The sequence below is a fragment of the Nannocystis pusilla genome, from assembly GCF_026626665.1.
GTDB lineage: Bacteria > Myxococcota_A > Polyangia > Nannocystales > Nannocystaceae > Nannocystis > Nannocystis pusilla.
On sequence record NZ_JAPNKE010000002.1, the window covers coordinates 1,520,095 to 1,537,663 of the forward strand.

Consider the following 17,569-nt stretch of genomic DNA (forward strand, 5'->3'; position numbering starts at 1 on the left):
GCGAGCATGTCCGAGTCCCAGGAGTGCCTTAAACATCTTCACCAACTGTTCGTCTCCTTGTTCTCCGAAGACGAGCTGAGAAGATTCGTGGCTTACGGTCCCAGCGGGACGCAACTCTCAATTGCTGCCGGGACCTGAAACTACCCTCGACAATTGGCTTATTCGGCGATAGACGTTCTTTTCCGACACAATCTGATAGATTTGCATCTCTTCGATCGACTTTTGGCTGATTTTTCGAGGCGAGGTAATGACATCTCCAATGTGGCGCAAGAATGGGGGATCGTGCTCAAGCGCGCTGAACAACAAATAACGCCTTCGCCGCCCGAGGCCGAAGCGCTCAAGACGGTCACCAAACTACCTGCTGACGAGGTCGAAACGAACCGACGACATCTTTCTCAGCGACATGCCGCATTGCTGGTCGAGCGGGCCCGAGAGTTGGAAGACGGTGGCGACGAAACGAGTCTGCAAGACGTCCTCGGCGAATCGAAGAAGCGAATCGCGCGATGCGTGCCGGTCCTCAGGTCCAAGTGGGTACCGTTCTCGGTCACCGCTACAAACTGAAAAAGATCCTTGGGAGTGGCGGTGGGGCCGTTGTATTCGAAGCCTTCGATTGGCATGAAAAGAAGACGGTTGCGGTCAAAGTCTTGCGCCCAGCTCTCGGAGATAACGGGGAGATCCGGGATCGGTTTTTCCGAGGTGCGCGAAGTATGGATGAACTAGCGGGCCATGGGGTTGTCCGCGTGACGGATCGAGGCGGATCGGACCGAGGGTATCACTATTTTGCGATGGAACTGCTCCACGGACGCTTTCGCACCGTGATCGAAAATGAGGTCCTGAGCTTGCGAAACCGCCTAGACTTGGTCAGGCAAGTCGGAAAAACGCTCGAGGCAGCCCATGCCCGGGGCATCATCCACCGGGACATCCGACCGGACAATATCTTGATGGGCGGCGACAGAAAGCCGTACTTGACGGACTTTGATATCGCGCTCTCTCTGCATGAGACTCGATATACGCAAATCGGCTTGATGGGAAATATAGTGTATTCTGCTCCTGAGCAGCTGAAGGATCCGCGCGACGCCACCGAGCGCTCCGACATCTACTCGCTGGCTATGTTGGCCGTTTACGCGATCCTTCGCGAGGACCCAGATCTTGCCGCCTTTCAGCGTGATCGTTACCTCTTTATTGAACATCTCAACTGTCCCCTAGAAGTCAAGCAACTGTTGGCTCGAGCTCTCTCTGCGCCCGCGCGACCGGTTCTACGCGTCGGTCTCGGACTTCTGCAGTGACTTGGACCTGGCGCTCCCGGCTATCGAGGTCGAGTTGGAGGGGGTCACAGTTTTGTCTCGTTGGACCGCTTGATGCGGCTCTCAGACAAGGAATTTGACGCCCAGGTTGCGCGGGTGGAGGCAGACATCAATGGTTCTCCGGCCGGACGGCAGTGGCAGGCGCGGCGTGGCCCTCGTAGCCTTCGTGTCGTGGACTTGCTCTCGGCTGCCCGTACTTATGGTACAAACGTAGAATTCGAAGGCCGCGAAACTGACCCTGTTTTTTCGGCTACGAGGAGATTAGAGAAATCGAGCGATTTGGATTGGGAGCGCATGTTTGAGATTCTATGCGAATTAGCGCCTGGAGACTTTCAGGCTTTCCTGTTTGTTTTCCCTCGCGGAAACGAAGTGAGTGATCCTGGTGCAGCGAGGATTCACCGAGTAAAGCAAATCTTACAACTGGCGAGGTCTTCCGGCCCAAGCGTGCTCTATGGACTCGTACGGGAGTTCAGGCAACGATTTGAGCTCTTTCCGGACCGGATCGTAGCCCAACATCCGATGGCTCAGGAATTCTGGGCGCGAGCGCGTTTGCGCAGTGCCGTCGACGAACTGGATGCTGCCATTCCAGATGCTAGTGAGGCCTGTTGGCAGATGAGACATGCGATCTCGTCCAGAGAGTACGGAGATCTTGAACAATTATTGCGAAATCTGCAGAGGTGGCGAACTTACCCGTTGCAGGCTGCGCAATGGATCGGCCGCGTTCACAGCCTGCTCATGGAAGTGCCAAAGGCTCTTCGGCGAGGTCTTCGCCGGGAGTGCCGCCACTCTCTTTTCCGGCACGCCGAGATGTACCGCACTCTCTGCCGTCTCGAGGCGGACGAATGGGAGAGGGTGCGTTCCGAATTCGTTATAGTAAGCGCGAGTCCGGACTTCGCCTGTAGGGCCGTGGAAGTACAGGTTTTTATGTCGCAAGTTGTTTCTGTAAGTTGCGATGCTCTGTATGGGCGCCTTAAAAGAACTCTGCTTACGAGTTGCCCCTGATTAGATCTGAACTGCATCCGTCTGAGATTGACGCACTTATTGACGAGCTTGAGGGAATATTCCAACGAGATTGATTATGTATTGCGATCGGCAGTGGGATGAGAGTAAATCTTGGAAGGAAATACTAAAGGACATCCGGGCTTTCGACGTGGACCGGCCGCAAAGGAGTTATATTATGCTGCGCCAGGAATTCGTAGGATCTTGTGGCTTGGGAGATCCGCTCCGAGCTCTCACGGGCGAGACAGCGAAGGAGAAAAGTCGAGGAATTTTCGACGTTCTACGGAAAAGGTACACGATCGAGGACATGTACCGGGTCATTGCGGCACTACAAATCCCCTCATGGTACCGGCAGCCGGGGAAATCTCGTTCCTCGACTTGCTCGACAGCCTGACTTCCTTTTTGATGTTTCTCAACATACCCGGCGCATGCGAAGCTCACGCCGCGATGGAGCCTGATGGATTCGTCGGCTGGATTCACCTCCAGCGAGTTGTTCCATCGTAGCCGACGGGCGGAAGGGAAGTGGCTCTCGTCGATGCGGCGCGAGCGATCAGCCCGGCGGGGGTGACGCTCTTGAGCTGGCCGCCGGTCATGTCGGAGTAGACGTAGTGGTCGCCGGCGACGGGGATGTTCTGCATCGCCGGGACGTTGAGCGGGTCGATCTTCCAGGCCCAGCCCTGCTGGTCGACCAGCCACACGAAGCCGTCGACGTCGACGCTGACGCCGATCGGGGTCGAGCACTGGGCGAGGGTGTGCTGGGCGACGAGGGTGCGGGTGGGGACGTCGATCTCGACGAGGCCGCACGGGCTGTTGGAGGCGACCCAGGCGTGGTCGTCGTGGTCGATGGCCATGCCGCGGTGACAGGCGTTGGTGCCGGCGACCGAGATCCACTGGCTGGTGGCGACGTCGTAGGTCGAGACGGGACCGGAGCAGCCGGCGAGCCACGGGTTGCCGTTGCGATCGACGGTCATGCCGTAGGTCTGGATGTTGGAGGGCTGGGGGATCCGCGTGAGCGTGATCGGGTTCTCGTTGGCGTTGACGCGCGCGAGCTTGCCGCGCAAACCGGTGAACCAGGCGTTGCCCAGCGGATCGAGGGCGCCGCCGTAAGGGGCGTAGCCGCTGCCGTTCCACGCGACGGCCTCGAGCGACTGCTCCATCACGCCGGTGGCGCCGTCGAGCCGGACCATGTTGGCAGAGCCGGCCTGGAGGGCGCCGAAGCCGAGCCAGACCTTCTGGTTCTTGTAGGTGCAGGTGGCCTTGTCGTAGTCGCCGATGGTCCAGGTGATGCCGCGCGGACCCTCGATGTACTGGCCCGACCAGTTGGCGTGGACGAGGGTCCACACGACGCACTCGTCGGTGCCCCACGGCTTGATGTCGGCGACGCTGGTGGAGGTGGTGATCTGGCCGTCGCCGTTGAAGTCGATGCAATCGGCGATGTTGGCGGCGACGGCGGTGGAACGCCCGGTGCCGCGCGCGTTGACGACGACGAACCGTCCGTCGCCCGAGACGGCGGTGCGCGAGACGCTCTCGGCGCCGCCGCTCGGACCGGTGAGGTAGCGCGCCTCCTCGACGAGGGTGCGCGTGTTGATCTTGGAGACGAGGCCGTCGCTGGTGGCGGGGATCCAGATGAAGCTCTCGTCGATGTCCATGTCGCCCGCGCAGCCCATGCCGCCGTCAGGCGTGACGCCGAGGTCGAACTTGGGGCCGCCGTTGGTGGTCATGGTCATGCCCGACATCGAACCGTTGCTGGTGGTCGGCGGGTCGCCGCTGGCGCTCTCGGTCTGACCGACGGTGCCGTCGGTGCCCTCGCTGGCGCTCATCGAACCCCCCTGCGTGGGGTCCGTCATGGTGGTCTCGGGCGGCAGGGTGAGGCTGCCGATGCTGGTCGCCACCGTGGTCGGAGCCGTGGCGCTGGCCGAGTCGGCGCGCCCGCTGTCACCGCAGGCGACGAGGAGACCGGCGACGGCCATGGATGCGACCGAAAAACGAGGGGAGACCATGGGGCGATGAACGCACGATCACCCTCATGAGGGCAAGTACCCGACCGAGCCGATCGAGACGGGGAGGTTCGGATCCATCGTCGGGGGAGCGCCGAGGGGCCTCGCATGCGGGGGTCCCGGGGTCGCGTCGGCGACGCGCTAGCGACGAACAAGTGTCCGGCGAGCGATACGAGACGAGAGGCGGGGTCGCGCGGCGACGGGCGCCATGCGAATGCGCAGAGAGGCGAGGGCCGGGCGAATGCGGGGAGGCGGCGAAAGAGGCCGTGAGAGGGGTTCAGGAGGGCGTCTGGCGAGGTTCGAGGAGAGGGTGGCGCGGTCCCGGCGGCAGAGTGATTGCAGCGAGGGCGCACGGTCGACGCATTGCGGGCCGGGACGGTGGGTCGGCGTCGGGAGCGCGGTCGGGCGCGGGGATCTCCGCAGGGGCTGCCCGCCGGCGTGGGTCGCGCCCAGGGCGAAAATCCCGGGGTCGATCGCGGGGCCGTCGGGGCCGGACGACCCGGGAGCCGCCGCGGGGCAGGGGATCGTCCGCGCGGCCCGGGTCCGCGGGCGGCTGCAGGGGCGTGCATTTCGGGCGCGGCGCCGCGGGCGGGATGGGTATCATCGCGCCGATGTCGAGCTCTCGCCGCTCCTTCCTCGCGCTCACGGGGCTCTGTGGGGCCGAGGCGCTGCTCCACGGCCCGCGCGCGGCATCGGCCGGACAGCAGCCGAGCCGGATCCCGGCGCCGAAGTCGGCGCCCGCGAGCGCAGACGCGGGCATGGCCCTGCTGGCGGCGAGCCGCTTGCTGGCCGACGAGTCGCTGCTGCGCACGGCGCTCGCGGCGGCGACGAAGGCCGGGGCGAGCTACGCCGACGCGCGCCTGGTGCTGATGCGCCGCGAGCGGGTCGGGGTGCGCGACGACCACGTGAGCGGGATCGGTCGCAGCGAGGACTACGGGGTCGGTCTGCGGGTGATCGCGGACGGCGGCTGGGGCTTCGCGGCGACGGCCGAGCGCAGCGCGAAGGCGGTCGAGGGGATCGCCAGGGCGGCGGTGGCGATGGCCCGCCAGAGCGCGCTGCTGATGCCGCAGCCGGTGACCCTGGCGCCGGCGCCGGTGCTGCAGGGCGGCTGGGTGTCGCCGTTCCAGGTCGACCCGTTCTCGATCGCGCCGGCCGAGAAGGCGGAGCTGCTGCTGGCGGCGGCCCGCGCGGCGCTGGCGGTGCCCGGGGTGGCGCACGTGGACGCGAGCGTGGCGTGCGTGCGCGAGGAGAAGCTGGTGATGACGAGCGAGGGCTCGCGGGTCCACCAGATCTTCTTCCGCGTGATTCCGGGGCTGACCACGACGGCGATCGATCGCCGGCGCGGTCGCTTCGCGGGGCGCGACCACGAGGTGGCGCCGATGCTGGCGGGCTGGGAGCACGTGACCGCGGCCGACCTGGTCGGCAGCGCGCCGAAGATCGCCGAGGAGGCGCTGCAGAAGCTGCACGCGGCGCCGGCGGTGCCGGGCAAGAAGCACGCGATCCTGGCGCCGTCGAACCTGTGGCTGACGATCCACGAGAGCATCGGCCACTCGACGGAGCTCGACCGGGCGCTCGGCTACGAGGCGAACTACGCCGGGACGAGCTTCCTCGGGCCCGACAAGGCGGGCAAGGTCAAGATCGGCAGCGAGATCGTGAACCTGGCGGCCGACCGCACGCAGCCGGGCGGTCTGGCGACGACCGCGTGGGACGACGAGGCGGTGGCGTCGCAGCGCTGGGACCTGGTGAAGAAGGGGACGTTCGTCGGCTGGCAGACGACGCGCGACCTGGCGGCGGCGGCCGGCGAGCCGGCGAGCCGCGGCTGCAGCTACGCCGACAGCTACGCGAGCGTGCCGTTCCAGCGCATGCCCAACGTGAGCCTGCAGCCGGGCACCGAGGGCTACACGACGGAGGATCTGATCGCGGCGACCGACGACGGGGTGCTGATCACGGGCCGCGGCAGCTGGTCGATCGATCAGCAGCGCTACAACTTCCAGTTCTCGGGCCAGTTCTTCTGGGAGATCAAGCACGGGCGGTTGACGCGGCCGCTGCGAGACGTGGCGTATCAGGCCAACACGGTCGAATCTGGAGCTCGTGTGACATGCTCGGAGGGACAGACACGTACCGCCTCGGCGGCAGCATGAGCGACGGCAAGGGCGAGCCGTCGCAGAGCAACGCGGTGAGCCACGGGTGCCCGCCGGCGCGCTTCGTCGTCAACATCCTCAACACCGGGGGTGACAAGTGAGCGCGCAGTCGCCGTTGAGCCCGACCGAGGCGCGGGCGTTGGTCAAGTCGGCGCTGGCCGCCGCGAGCTTCGAGGACGTGAGCCTGCGAGTGACGGCGCGGCGCACGGCGTACCTGCGGTTCGCCGCGGGGGCGCCGACGACGTCGGGCGAGGCGGCCCGCTTCGAGGTGTCGGTGACGGCGGCGAAGGACGGGCGGGTGGCGACGGTGTCCGGCACCGGGCGCGACGCGGCGTCGCTGCAGGCGCTGGTGCGCGAGGCGGAGGCGCTGGCCAAGCTGGCGCCGAAGGACCCGGAGCACGAGCCGCCGCTGGGGCCGCAGCAGTACGCGAAGGTGGCGGCCCGCGACGCGAAGACGGCGGAGGTCGGGCCCGAGGGGCGCACCGAGGTGGTGGCGCGGGTGCTGAAGGTGGCGCGCGAGGCCAAGCTGGTGGCGTCGGGGATCGTCGAGCACGAGGACGGGGTGACGGTCCTGGCCAATCGGACAGGTCTGTTCGCGCTCCACGCGGCGACCGAGGCGTCGCTGACGACGACGATGCGCACGCCCGACGGCAAGGGCAGCGGCTGGGCCGGCGGGGCGTCGCACCGCCTGGCCGAGCTCGACGCGCAGGCGCTGGCGCGGCGGGCGGCCGACAAGGCGACGATGTCGAGCCAGGGCGCGGACGCGCTGGCGCCGGGGGCGTACACCGTGGTGCTCGAGGCGCAGGCGGTGGCCGACCTGCTCGGCTTCCTGGTGTCGGCGCTGCAGGCCCGCGCGGCCGACGAGGGCCGCAGCTTCTTCAGCCGCCCGGGCGGCAACGCGATCGGCGAGGCGCTGTTCGACCCGCGGGTGACGCTGCGCTCCGACCCGGCCGACCCGCGCTGGCCGTCGATCCCGTTCGCGGGCGACGGGCTGCCGCTGCCGGCGACGACGTGGATCGAGCGCGGGACGCTGAAGGCGCTGGCGTACAGCCGGTTCTGGGCCCACAAGCAGAGCAAGCCGCCGCTGCCGGGGCCGCGCTCGATCTTCCTCGCGCCCGCGGACCCGGCCGAGGGCAAGGACCTGCTCGAGCTGGTCCGCGGGGTCGAGCGCGGGGTGCTGGTGACGCGCTTCTTCTACAACCGCATGCTCGACCCGCGGCAGATCCTGGCGACCGGGCTGACCCGCGACGGCACGTTCCTCATCGAGCAGGGGAAGATCGCGCGGCCGGTCAAGAACATGCGCTACAACGAGAGCCCGGCGGCGCTGCTGAAGAACCTGGTGGCGATCGGCAAGCCGGAGCGCACGGCCGGCGACGGGATGGTCGCAGTGGTGCCGCCGCTGGTGGCGAAGGACTTCCACTTCGCCAGCGTCAGCGACGCCGTGTGATATTGGATGTCCCCGGCGACATGTCGTCGGGGACATGTCTTCTGGGGCATGGCCGAGCGGGCATGTTCCCAGGGACCGGTGACGGGCGGGCGCCGGTGAGGTACTCTGGGCGGGATGGTCGTCGCCGCGCTGGTCTCGGTCGCCCTGCTGCTGCAGCCGCCGGCGGGCCTGGACCGGCAGGGCCTCGGGGTGATCGTGTCGCTGCTGCTGGTCTCGAGCGCGCTGTTCCTCACGGCGTCGATCGCGGCGATGCGGCTCAAGCGGAAGCGGGTGCAGTGCGATCCGGGCGGCTGCGCGCTGCGGTTCTGAGGGTTGGTCGCGTCGGGCTCGCGGGGGCGCTCGCGGCTCCGTGGTAGCGTCGAAGGACCATGATCGCGTTCTCGATGCGCAGCCTGGTGGTCGAAGGTCAGCTCGGCGGCGTGCGACCGGGCGACGACCGGGGCACCGTCCTCGAGCGGCTCGGCCCGCCCAGCGAGCGCATGGCCAGCGGCGGCGGCACCGAGGTCTGGCGCTACGGCAACTTCGAGCTGTTTTTCGACCAGGACCTCGTCTACACGCTCTATCACGACTATCTGATCCAGCTCGAGGCCGACGGGGAGCGCGAGGTCGAGGCGTGGATCCTCGGCGGCGCGGAGGCGCCCGATTACGACCAGGTCGTCGCGCGACTCACCGCCGAGCAGGTGGCCTTCGTCGCCGGACGGGACCGCGAGGGGCGTCGCATGCTGGCGATCCCGGGCGGCGCCCGCCTGCTGTTCGAGGTCGACGAGGACACCGGGGTGGAGGCGTGGACCATGATCGCGGTGGACCACCCGGATTATTCGTGGGGGAAGTTCACGCCCGACGGGCCCGGCGCGTGAAAGCGGGCGCGGGGATGTCCCCGGGGACAGGTCAGACGCGGTGGGGCATGACGACGCGGATCCGCAGGGCCCCGGAGTCGTCGCGGCGGAGGGCGTAGGTCGAGCGCTCGAGGCCGACCTCGCGGCCGTCGCGGTCGATGTAGGGCCAGGCCACGCGGACGAGGACCACGCGGTCGCCGACCCACTCGCGCGACTCGACCTCGGGGCGCGTCATCGTCACGCCGCGCTCGAGGTACTGCGCCCGCGCGCCGGCGAAGAAGCGCTCGATCTCCTCGCGCCGGGCGACGGCCTGCGCCCCGGAGTCCGCCAGCACGAAGGCCGGGGTCTCGTACAGCGTCGCCACCGTGAGGGCGTCGCCTTCCACCAGCGCGCGCCCGAGGAGGTGCAAGAACGCGTCGACCTCGCGGTCACGCTCGGGGTTCGTCGGTGCCGTCATGCTCGAGGCATTGAGTGGGCCGCCGGACCGGGCAAGCGGCCGCTGGCTCGCACGCCGGCGAGAGCGGCGGTCGGGGCCCGAGGAGCGGGTTTCGCGGCGCTGAGCGCAAGAGGCGCGACCGGCCCGGCGAGCGCGGCGCAGGGGCTTGGGGGCGGCATCGGGCGCTGCGGACAGTTGACCGCCAGCGGCCGCGGCCGCCGGGGCGATCCGCGAGATTTCAACGATGTCCTGAAGGACAGGTGAGTTCGGCTGCGCTCGAGGTGCGGCTGCGAGGGCACGGACAGCAGACTCGTACGCGCTCTCATGGGTCACGCACGGCGATGGTGCGCGCGAGGTGTTCCGACGCTTCGCGTCGCTTCATGGAAGTCACCGATGGGCCGCTTGAGTGGAGCGGTCCCGCGAGGGGCTCGGCAGCCGGAGCGCGGCGCGTAGAGCCAGCGGGCGCGCGCGGCGGTCTGCGGCGATCTTGCGGCCCGGATCGCGCGCGTTCGGAGCTCAGCGCGGCGCGTCGTCGGGGCAGACGAAGCGCTCGAAGCGGCGGGCGAGCACCGAGTCGGGCAGGCGCGCGGCCAGGCGCTGGGCGGCGGCCGCGGCGTCGGCGAGGCGGCCTTGCAGGCACAGGAGCTCGACCCCGGCGGCCTCGCGGGCGTCGAGGAGGGCGCCGCGCGGGAACTGGCGCGCGTGGGCGTCGAGGACGGGCGGCGCCCGCCGGGTCGCGGGCGTCGAGGCGGGCGCGGGCGCGGTCGAGGAGGCCGACCTCGCGTGCGAGGTCGTCGCGGGCGGGCGGGAGCGCGGCTGTCTCGCGAGACATGTCGGAAAGCGGAGGCGAGGCCGTCTCCCGCGAGATGTCGGCGGGCGGGAGCGTGGCTGTCTCTCGGGACAGGCCTCCGGCCGCGCGGGCGCTGGCTGTCCTCGCGGACAGGTCCTCGACCTGCGCGGCGGCCCGGCCCGGGGCCTGGCGGGGGGCGACCGCGACGACGGTGGTCGCGCCGGCGACGACGAGGGTGGTCATGACGCCGGCGCGCGCGGTGGTCCAGGCGGCGGCCACCGTGGCGAGCTTGCCGTGGCCGAACAGCGGGACCATCACGGCCCAGGTGCGCGAGGCGGCGTCGGCCGGGGGTGCCTCGCGGCGGCGAGTTTCGGCGACCTCGGCGGCCAGCAGCTCGGGGCTGGCGGCCAGCTCGAGCAGGCGGGCGCGCGCGAGGCGGAGCCGCGAGTAGACGGTGTTGAGCGGCAGCTCGAGCTCGGCGGCGATCTCGGGGCCGCTCATGCCGAGCAGCTCGGTCAGCTCCCACACCTCGCGGGTGCCGCGAGGCAGGCCGGCGAGCAGGCGCTCGAGCAGGCGGGCGGCGTCGTGGCGCTCCTGCGGGGCCTCGCCGACGTGGCCGGTGAGGTCGCCGAGGGCGGCGATCCGGCGGGTCCGGCGGGCGACGCCGCGGTGCCAGTGCGAGGCGACGCGGCGGGTGACGCCGTACAGCCAGGCGCGCGCCGAGACCTGGTAGTGGACCTGGTCGAAGCGGCGGTAGGCGGTGAGGAAGACGTCCTGGACCACGTCGTCGCGGGCGGCCGCGGGGACGCCGAAGTGCTTCGCGGCCGACCACACGAATTGGAACTCTCGGTCGTAGATGGCGCGAAAGCGCGCTTCGCGGTCGGAGGCGAGCAGCATGGGGCCGTGGGGGCTGTCCCCGACCGAGACGGTTTCCGTCACCGCGGGTCTCCGAGGCGCAATTCGAGGCCGAGGAGCAGGCGCAGGCTCGCAGGCGCGCTGGTGAACAGGTTGACCGGCTCCGGGGTGTCCGCGAGGTCGAAGCTCGGGGCGGCCAGGCGGACGAGGCCCTGGGCGGCCAGGCTGAGGCCGAGGAGCCGGTGAAACCGCCAGGTGGCGCCGGCCGAGACGAGCACCGCCGCCCACAGCCCGGTGGCCGCCCGCGCGCCCGGACCGCGACCCTGGCCGCGCAGGCCGCCGAGCTCGGCGCCGCCGCACAGCGGGAACTCGAAGCGGCCGCGGGCCAGGCGAGCGCAGCCGCGAGCGCCGCCGCCGAGCAGGTAGACGCGGACCTGGTTGGGCAGGCGCGCCTCGGTCTGCGGGACGAGGTGGACGCCGTGGAACTCGAGGCGAGCGCGGCGCCAGAGGACGCCGGCGACGAGCTCGAGCGCGGCGGTCGGCGCGGGGACGGTGCCGACCTCGAAGCCGGCCGAGACGCAGCAGCGCGCCAGGGCCTCGCTTGCGCGGGGGCGGGGCCGGGGCGAGCGGCTCGTCGGCGGTGAGAACGGCGGGCTCGGGCGCGGGCGCGGGCGACTGGACCGGGGCGACGGGGTCGTCGACGACGGACTCGGGGGCGAGCGCGAGGGGCGGGGCGGGTTCGGGGCCGGGGCTCGGCTCGGTCGGCGGCTCCGGGTCGGTCGGCAGGGGCTCGAGCTCCGGCTCGACCTGATCGGTCGACCGCTCGGCGGCGGTGGGATCGAGCGCGAGGGCGGTCAGGAGCGCGGCAGCGTCGACCAGGGCGGCGCAGCGGCGAGCGCTGAGGCGCCGGGTCTGGGCGTGGCCGCCGACGGCGAGGCGCAGGTCGAGGTGGTACTGCGCAGCGCCGTCCCGCTCGACCCGCCCGACCAGAGAGAGCTCGTCGGCTGCGGGCTCACGGCCGAGGCGGCCGGCGATCGCCACGGCCAGCGCGCGGCGATCGGGGCAGCCCGCCGGCGCCTGCCACTCGATCGCGCCGGCAGACGGGGGCTGGGGCACCTGGAACGCGAGCACTGCGGCGAGGAGCGCGGACGGCATCGTCGGACCGATCCATCCTAGCGCAGACCGGCGCGGGTCGGAGCCGTCCGCGCACGGTGCGCTCGGGCCCGCCGCCGCGCGCGGTCGCCCGGCGCCGGGACATCATATGACTGCGAGGACATGTCGTGAGAGACATGTCCTCGCAGCCATGCATGAGCCGGGTCGCGGGTCAGGGCGGGGGCAGGTCGTTGCCCTCGAGGTTGAGGAAGGTGCGGATCGGCTTCGGGCTGCCGGCGGCGCCGACGGCGGGGATCTCGAGGCCGTCTCCCGCGAGCAGATCCTCGTCGCTGCGGCCGTCGTCGGGCTTGTCGTCGTCGACGTAGTCGAGGCCGTTGGGGACGAACAGCTGCGGGTGGTCGAACGGGGCCCGCTGATAGACGACGTTCGGGTCGGTGAGCGACTGCAGGAACAGCACGAGGTCCTTGCGCTGCTGCTCGTCGAGGTCGAGGAAGGTGATGTCGGGGTCGAGCTCGCGGTTGCGGTGGAAGTCGCCGCCGCGGTTGTAGAACTCGACGACCTGCTCGAGGGTCGACATGCCGCCGTTGTGCATGTACGGGGCCGTGAGCTGGACGTTGCGCAGGGTCGGGGTCTTGAAGGCGCCGTTCACGGCGGTGCGCAGGTTCTGGATGAAGCGCTTGTTGGCGGCGTTGTTCTTCGGCTCGCCGGTCGGGGTCTTGAGCTTGTCCTTGCAGTCGGTCTTGTCCCTGAAGCCGCCGGGGAACAGCGGGCCGTCGACGACGATGTTCCACGGGACGTCGAAGCTGCACGGGTCGACCTTGAACGGGTCGGGCGCGTCCTTGCCGAGCAGCATCTGCACGTACTGCTCGGTGAACGACAGCGGGAAGCCGAACGGGTCCTCGCCGCCGACGCCGATGTCCTCGGCGGTCGGCCGCACGCCGATGTTGTAGAAGCCGTTGTCGTAGAGGGCCGGCTGGCGCAGCTCGACGAGGGTGCTGGGGCCCTGGCCGACGAAGGCGAGGGTGCCCTCGTCGTCGTAGACGAGGACGAAGTCGAGCCAGGCGTTGGCGACCTTGACGTCGTCGAGCACGGAGATCCGCAGCGCCGAGGGGCAACCCTTGCCGTCGATCCGCTTGACGTCGATGCGGGCGTCGCGGGTGGCGGAGTCGTCGGCGCCGAAGGTCATGGTCTCGGGCTTGTAGGTGCAGCTGGCGTCGTCGTCGACCTTGCTGAGGACGATCTGGCCGACGGCCTTGCCGGGGACGATGTCGTCCTTCTTGGCGGTGGGGGTGGCCTCGACGTCGATCGAGAGGCTGCGCTGGCCCTTGCCGGGCTTCCACTGCGAGAACGGCAGGACCTTGAAGGGCGGGCCTGTGCGCACGCCGTAGTGGTAGTGCTCCTCGGTCATCAGCATGCGCTCGACCAGGCCGTCCTCCTCCTCCTCGTCGATGAGGTGCAGGGTCGAGGCGCCGGTGAACATGGCGGTCTTGTGGCAGTTGACGCACTTGCCCTGGTTGAGGAAGACGTCGAAGCCGGCGAGCTCGCGCTTGCCGAGCGCCTTGGGGTCGCGGCCGTCGCGGTACTTGTCGAACGGGCTGTCGTCGGAGACGAGGGTGCGCTCGTAGGCCTGGATGGCGAGGCCCCAGAACAGGCTGAAGTTGATCTCCATGAGGCTGAAGCGCTGGTCGGCCGGGACGGAGTTCGGGTTCTTGAGCAGGTTCTTGCCGGCGTCGAACCATAGGTCCGACTGCCACAGCTTGGCGGCGAAGGCGGTCTCGATCAGCTGCTTGTAAGTGGTCTCCAGGCCCTTGTTCGGCGCCGCCAGCGGGCCGAGCACGGAATCGTCGGGGTGGACCTTCTGGAACGCGAGCGGGACCGTGGGCGCGCGCACCAGCTTGCGGCCGACGTCGGGCAGCGTCCGCCCCTGGCACGATGCCTCGAACGGGCTGAGCACCGGACCGACCGCCTGCGAGGCGAGGGAGCCGTTGACGATCTCGAGCTTGCGCTCGACCGGCTTGCCGCCCTTGACCTCGAGGATGAAGGCGTCCTTGTTGCGGCGGCCGAACGGGTCGACGCCGTTGAACCAGCGGTTGGCCCGGCCGTCCCAGAAGTTGCGGAAGTTGAAGGCGGCGTTGATCACGGTCGGGGCGTTGCGCGGCTCGACCCGGCGCACGTTGATGCCGTCGACCTGAAACGGCGGGTCGGGGACGGTCTCACACTTGTCGTCGAGCGCGCCCGGCTTGACCGCCTCGAAGTCGGCGCGCCGGACGCCCTGGGAGGAGGTGACGTCGTCGGTGTCGAAGAGGACCTTCGAATCGCGGTCCTTGGGGTCCTTCAAGACGTGGAATGGATAGTCGCCGGCGACGAGCTGCAATTGGGCCCCTGGCCGCCGGTCCGGGTCGGATCGAACTCGCCGTTGCCGCCGAGCAGGCCCGGCGACAGCTGATTGCGCGAGCGGTTGTCGGCGCCGGCGGCGAAGTGACAGCTGGCACAAGCCTGGCCGTCGCTGCCGCTCTGCATGTCCCAAAACAGGGCCTTGCCGAGCGCGATCGCGGCGTCGTTGTCGACGATAAGGTCGGGCTCGACGGGCTTGCCGGTGATCCTGTCGAACAGCGGCGGGAGCTTCTCCTTGGCCAGAGAGCCGGGTATGCCGTCGTCCGGGGTGTCCGGCTCGTCCGGCGGCGAGCCCGGGCCGGGGGCCCCGTCGCCGTTCCAGGTGAAGACGAAATCGCATGCCGTCGTCGCCAGAGCGCCGAACCCTATGCCCATGCATGCGAGCGTGGAGAACCATCCACACAGACGATTACGCATGCTCCGTTCATTCGCGGCGACCGCGGCGAAAGCTGTGATCGCGGCGATGTCGGCTCGGGTCGCCGCGGGTGCCGCCGCAAGAACGACGTATCGAGTGCCCTCGCGCCCGCCTGACAGAGGGTCAATTGAGACTGCGGCTCCGGCGCCGGAAGGGAACGGTGAATTCGCGGGAAATCAGGCGATCCGGGCCGATCCGGGCGCAAGGGAGAGGGCAGTGCCCGGGCGCGTCTTTGGGCGTGGATTCGGGGGAAACCCTATCGTATGAGAACGTGGCTCGCTGCACACGCCGCACGGTCGCGGGTGCGAGCAATCGTCCCAGCGCCGTTCGGGGGCCATCGGCAATGGTGGTACGCCCGTCGGCGCAGACAATTCGCGGCGTGCTCGCGCGAATGTTACGTCTCGACGGGCGGGTTTTTCGGGACAGGTCCAGGCCGGCCAGCCGATGGCGTTGCGAGGTCAGCGGCGCCGGGCGGCGCGCGGACGCCATTGATAGGCGCCGAGGTCGATGCGGCCGTCGTCGCCGAACTCGACGCCCTCGGCGACGAGCAGGGCGCGCTGGCGGTCGCCGGAGGGGCCGGACAGGCTGATCTCGCCGCGGGCGTTGAGGACCCGCTGCCACGGCACGGGGCTGCCGCCGGGCAAGGCGTGGAGGGCGTAGCCGATCTGGCGGGCGCGCCCGGGCAGGCCGGCGAGCTCGGCGATCTGCCCGTAGGTGGCGACGCGGCCGCGAGGGATCCGCTGGATGGTGGCGTAGATCCGGGCGTAGTCGGGGTGCATGTCAGCGGCGGCCGGCGAGGGCGACCACGCGGTCCATCAGGCGCTCGACCTCGGCCTCGGTGTTGTAGAAGTGCGGGCCGAGCCGGAGGCCGCAGTTGGGCCGCCAGTCGAGCTTGTAGCGCTCCTCGATGAGCCGCTTGCTGGCGTCCTCGCTGCCCTCGAAGTCGACGGCGACGAAGCCGGTGCGGCGCTCGTGGTCGAGCGGAGAGTGGACGACGAGGCCGGCGCCCTGCGCCCGGTCGATGATGCGCTGGCACAGGGCGAGGTTGTGGGCCCGGATCCGCTCGACGCCGATCTCGTGCAGGTTCTTGTAGGCGGCGAGGGCGACGTAATAGGCGGGGATCGAGGGGGTGCCGGCGAGGAAGTGGCGGTGGTCGCTGGCGAAGCGGATCGGCGGCGGCTCGAAGGCGAACGGGTCCTGGTGGCCCATCCAGCCGGTGAGGCGCGGCCGCAGGCGCTCGCGCAGCTCGGGCTTCATCCACATGAAGGCGGTGCCCGGGCCGCCGCACAGCCACTTGTGGCTGCCGCCGACGACGATGTCGGCGTCCCACTCGGCGACGTCGATCGGGACGGCGCCGGCGGTCTGATAGACGTCGACCATGACGAGCGCGCCGACCTCGTGGGCCCGGCGCGTGATCGCGGTGATGTCCTGCAGCGCGCCCGAGACGTAGATGCCGTGCGACAGCGGGACGATCGCGGTCCGCTCGTCGATCGCCTCGAGCATGCGCTCGGTCGGGATCGTCATGCCGTCGTCCGAGGGCACCTGCACGAGCTCGGCCCCGAGGTCGCCGAAGCGCTCCCACACGTAGAGGACGTTGGGGAACTGCAGCGACTCGACGACGACGCGGTTCTTGCCGCGCGCATAGTCCAAACAGGAGGCGACGGCGGCCTGGAAGTAGGCGACGTTCTGGTTGAGGATCGTCTGCCCCGGCGGCGCCTTCAGGAAGCGCGCCGCGCTGTCGGCGGTGTCGCGCATGACGTCGAGCCAGTGCGGCCACACCTCGACGCCCTCGCTGGCCCAGTCGTCGGCGTACTTCTGCAGCATCTCGGCGGCCTGCCGCGGCATGGCGCCCATGCTGTTGCTGTTCATGTAGGTCGAGTGGGCGAGGATCGGGTAGTCGTCGCGGTAGCGGGCCAGCTGCGGCTGGAGTTCGGGAAGGATCGGGGTCACTGGGCGGTCCTCTGGGTCGCGTGGATGTCGTAGGGGCGGAACTCTTGCCGGCTGGTGCGGCGGCCGTTCATGTCGGCGAGCTCGCGCTTGCTGAAGCCGTTGGGGCCGGACCGCGGCAGCTGGCGGCGCACGAACGTCTCGATGATCCGGCGCGCCTGCTCGGCGACGTCGGCGCGGGTGCGATCGATCTCCGACATCGCCTCTTCGGGGACCTCGCCGGCGAACTCGACGCGGTAGGTCTCGTCGCACTCGTCCCAGCGCTGAAACAGCAGCTCGCGCTTCTTCGCCGGGTCGCCGGCGGCGTTCCACAGCTCGAACAGCTCGCGCTCGAGCGTGCCGAGGCGGTAGGTCAGGGTCCGCAGGGTGAACTCGATCGCCATCTGCGTCCGGAGCTCGCGCGTGCGGTCGAGGAACTCGCGCTTGGCGGCCGCGTCGGTCTCGGGGCCGCCGAGCAGGTCCTGCAGCTTGACCAGCCACTCCGACGGGCCCGTGACGCCGAGGCCGGCCATGTTGATCTGGCGCAGCGCGGCCCGGGAGCCCTTGACCTTGTCGCCGTGCTGGTCGCGGTTCCAGCGGTCGCCGAAGCGCACGCTGCCGTCGGCGTTGAACACGGCGGTGAACCGCTTGCCGGCGTCGACGTACATCATCGTGCCGTCGCGCTGGCGCTTGAGGCCGAGCGATCCGAGGCTGTCCTCCGAGACAGGTTTGAAAGCACCTGTCCCGTAGGTCCGCAGGGACCGCGGCGAGGGGATCTTCGGCACCCCGCCGGGCGGCTCGGCGCGCGCGTTGCCCTCGGCCTCGACGGTCTCGGGCGCGGGCGCGGCGGGGATGGCCGGGCTCGCGGGCGCCGGCCTCGGACCTCCGGCTGGCCGCTCGTCGCGGCCGGCGCAGC

At 69.8% G+C, this 17,569-nt stretch carries 17 protein-coding genes; 8 read left to right on the forward strand and 9 right to left on the reverse strand.

What is annotated here, in order from left to right; translation table 11 throughout:
* Window positions 1–153 precede the first annotated feature (153 nt).
* Together OV079_RS06760 and OV079_RS06765 are read left to right on the forward strand one after the other, a co-directional pair.
* On the forward strand, window positions 154–561 hold the full coding sequence (locus tag OV079_RS06760; protein WP_267766922.1) for a hypothetical protein: 408 nt from the start codon (window positions 154–156) through the stop codon (window positions 559–561).
* Entirely contained in the window at window positions 504–1,286 is a 783-nt protein-coding gene (locus tag OV079_RS06765; protein ID WP_267766923.1) for a serine/threonine-protein kinase, read from the forward strand. Before OV079_RS06760 ends, OV079_RS06765 begins: the two co-directional genes overlap by 58 nt.
* Before the next feature lie 1,493 nt (window positions 1,287–2,779).
* Here OV079_RS06765 and OV079_RS06770 read toward each other — a convergent pair.
* Entirely contained in the window at window positions 2,780–4,273 is a 1,494-nt protein-coding gene (locus tag OV079_RS06770) for an NHL repeat-containing protein (protein WP_267766924.1), read from the reverse strand.
* Window positions 4,274–4,911: 638 nt separating this feature from the next.
* On the opposite strand from OV079_RS06770, the gene OV079_RS06775 reads away from it, so the two are divergent.
* The 5 genes from OV079_RS06775 to OV079_RS06795 all read left to right on the forward strand — a co-directional run bounded on the left by OV079_RS06775 (window position 4,912) and on the right by OV079_RS06795 (window position 8,745).
* The gene (locus OV079_RS06775; protein ID WP_267766925.1) at window positions 4,912–6,441 is read left to right on the forward strand and encodes a TldD/PmbA family protein; all 1,530 of its coding nucleotides are present in this window, start codon (window positions 4,912–4,914) and stop codon (window positions 6,439–6,441) included.
* On the forward strand, window positions 6,399–6,542 hold the full coding sequence (locus OV079_RS06780; protein WP_267766927.1) for a hypothetical protein: 144 nt from the start codon (window positions 6,399–6,401) through the stop codon (window positions 6,540–6,542). The genes OV079_RS06775 and OV079_RS06780 overlap by 43 nt, the downstream gene beginning before the upstream one ends.
* Entirely contained in the window at window positions 6,539–7,888 is a 1,350-nt protein-coding gene (locus OV079_RS06785) for a TldD/PmbA family protein (RefSeq protein ID WP_267766928.1), read from the forward strand. The genes OV079_RS06780 and OV079_RS06785 overlap by 4 nt, the downstream gene beginning before the upstream one ends.
* A 114-nt stretch (window positions 7,889–8,002) precedes the next feature.
* Entirely contained in the window at window positions 8,003–8,197 is a 195-nt protein-coding gene (locus OV079_RS06790) for a hypothetical protein (RefSeq protein ID WP_267766929.1), read from the forward strand.
* A 59-nt stretch (window positions 8,198–8,256) separates the two neighbouring features.
* Window positions 8,257–8,745: a hypothetical protein gene (locus OV079_RS06795; protein ID WP_267766931.1), complete on the forward strand. Its 489-nt coding sequence runs from the start codon at window positions 8,257–8,259 to the stop codon at window positions 8,743–8,745.
* A gap of 31 nt (window positions 8,746–8,776) precedes the next feature.
* Here the strand turns inward: OV079_RS06795 and OV079_RS06800 are convergent, their stop codons facing one another.
* The 3 genes from OV079_RS06800 to OV079_RS06810 all read right to left on the reverse strand — a co-directional run bounded on the left by OV079_RS06800 (window position 8,777) and on the right by OV079_RS06810 (window position 11,083).
* The gene (locus OV079_RS06800) at window positions 8,777–9,181 is read right to left on the reverse strand and encodes a hypothetical protein (RefSeq protein ID WP_267766932.1); all 405 of its coding nucleotides are present in this window, start codon (window positions 9,179–9,181) and stop codon (window positions 8,777–8,779) included.
* A 301-nt stretch (window positions 9,182–9,482) separates the two neighbouring features.
* Complete coding sequence (locus OV079_RS06805) at window positions 9,483–10,889, reverse strand: RNA polymerase sigma factor (protein WP_267766933.1); 1,407 nt, start codon at window positions 10,887–10,889, stop codon at window positions 9,483–9,485.
* The gene (locus OV079_RS06810) at window positions 10,886–11,083 is read right to left on the reverse strand and encodes a hypothetical protein (RefSeq protein WP_267766934.1); all 198 of its coding nucleotides are present in this window, start codon (window positions 11,081–11,083) and stop codon (window positions 10,886–10,888) included. The genes OV079_RS06805 and OV079_RS06810 overlap by 4 nt, the downstream gene beginning before the upstream one ends.
* Before the next feature lie 640 nt (window positions 11,084–11,723).
* Between OV079_RS06810 and OV079_RS06815 the strand changes: the two genes are divergently transcribed.
* The gene (locus OV079_RS06815) at window positions 11,724–11,981 is read left to right on the forward strand and encodes a hypothetical protein (protein WP_267766935.1); all 258 of its coding nucleotides are present in this window, start codon (window positions 11,724–11,726) and stop codon (window positions 11,979–11,981) included.
* 148 nt (window positions 11,982–12,129) lie between these two features.
* Here OV079_RS06815 and OV079_RS53635 read toward each other — a convergent pair whose 3' ends face one another.
* From OV079_RS53635 to OV079_RS06840, 5 genes are all read right to left on the reverse strand, one after another.
* Complete coding sequence (locus OV079_RS53635; protein ID WP_276602617.1) at window positions 12,130–14,256, reverse strand: cytochrome c peroxidase; 2,127 nt, start codon at window positions 14,254–14,256, stop codon at window positions 12,130–12,132.
* Window positions 14,253–14,687, reverse strand: a complete 435-nt coding sequence (locus OV079_RS06825) for a cytochrome c peroxidase (RefSeq protein ID WP_267766936.1) — start codon at window positions 14,685–14,687, stop codon at window positions 14,253–14,255. The genes OV079_RS53635 and OV079_RS06825 overlap by 4 nt, the downstream gene beginning before the upstream one ends.
* Window positions 14,688–15,185: 498 nt before the next feature.
* Complete coding sequence (locus OV079_RS06830; protein ID WP_267766937.1) at window positions 15,186–15,506, reverse strand: MGMT family protein; 321 nt, start codon at window positions 15,504–15,506, stop codon at window positions 15,186–15,188.
* Between the two features lies 1 nt (window position 15,507).
* Complete coding sequence (locus OV079_RS06835; protein WP_267766938.1) at window positions 15,508–16,677, reverse strand: aminotransferase class V-fold PLP-dependent enzyme; 1,170 nt, start codon at window positions 16,675–16,677, stop codon at window positions 15,508–15,510.
* Window positions 16,674–17,438 (reverse strand): hypothetical protein, encoded by a 765-nt coding sequence (locus OV079_RS06840; protein WP_267766939.1) that lies wholly within the window; start codon window positions 17,436–17,438, stop codon window positions 16,674–16,676. Before OV079_RS06840 ends, OV079_RS06835 begins: the two co-directional genes overlap by 4 nt.
* Between the last annotated feature and the right edge of the window lie 131 nt (window positions 17,439–17,569).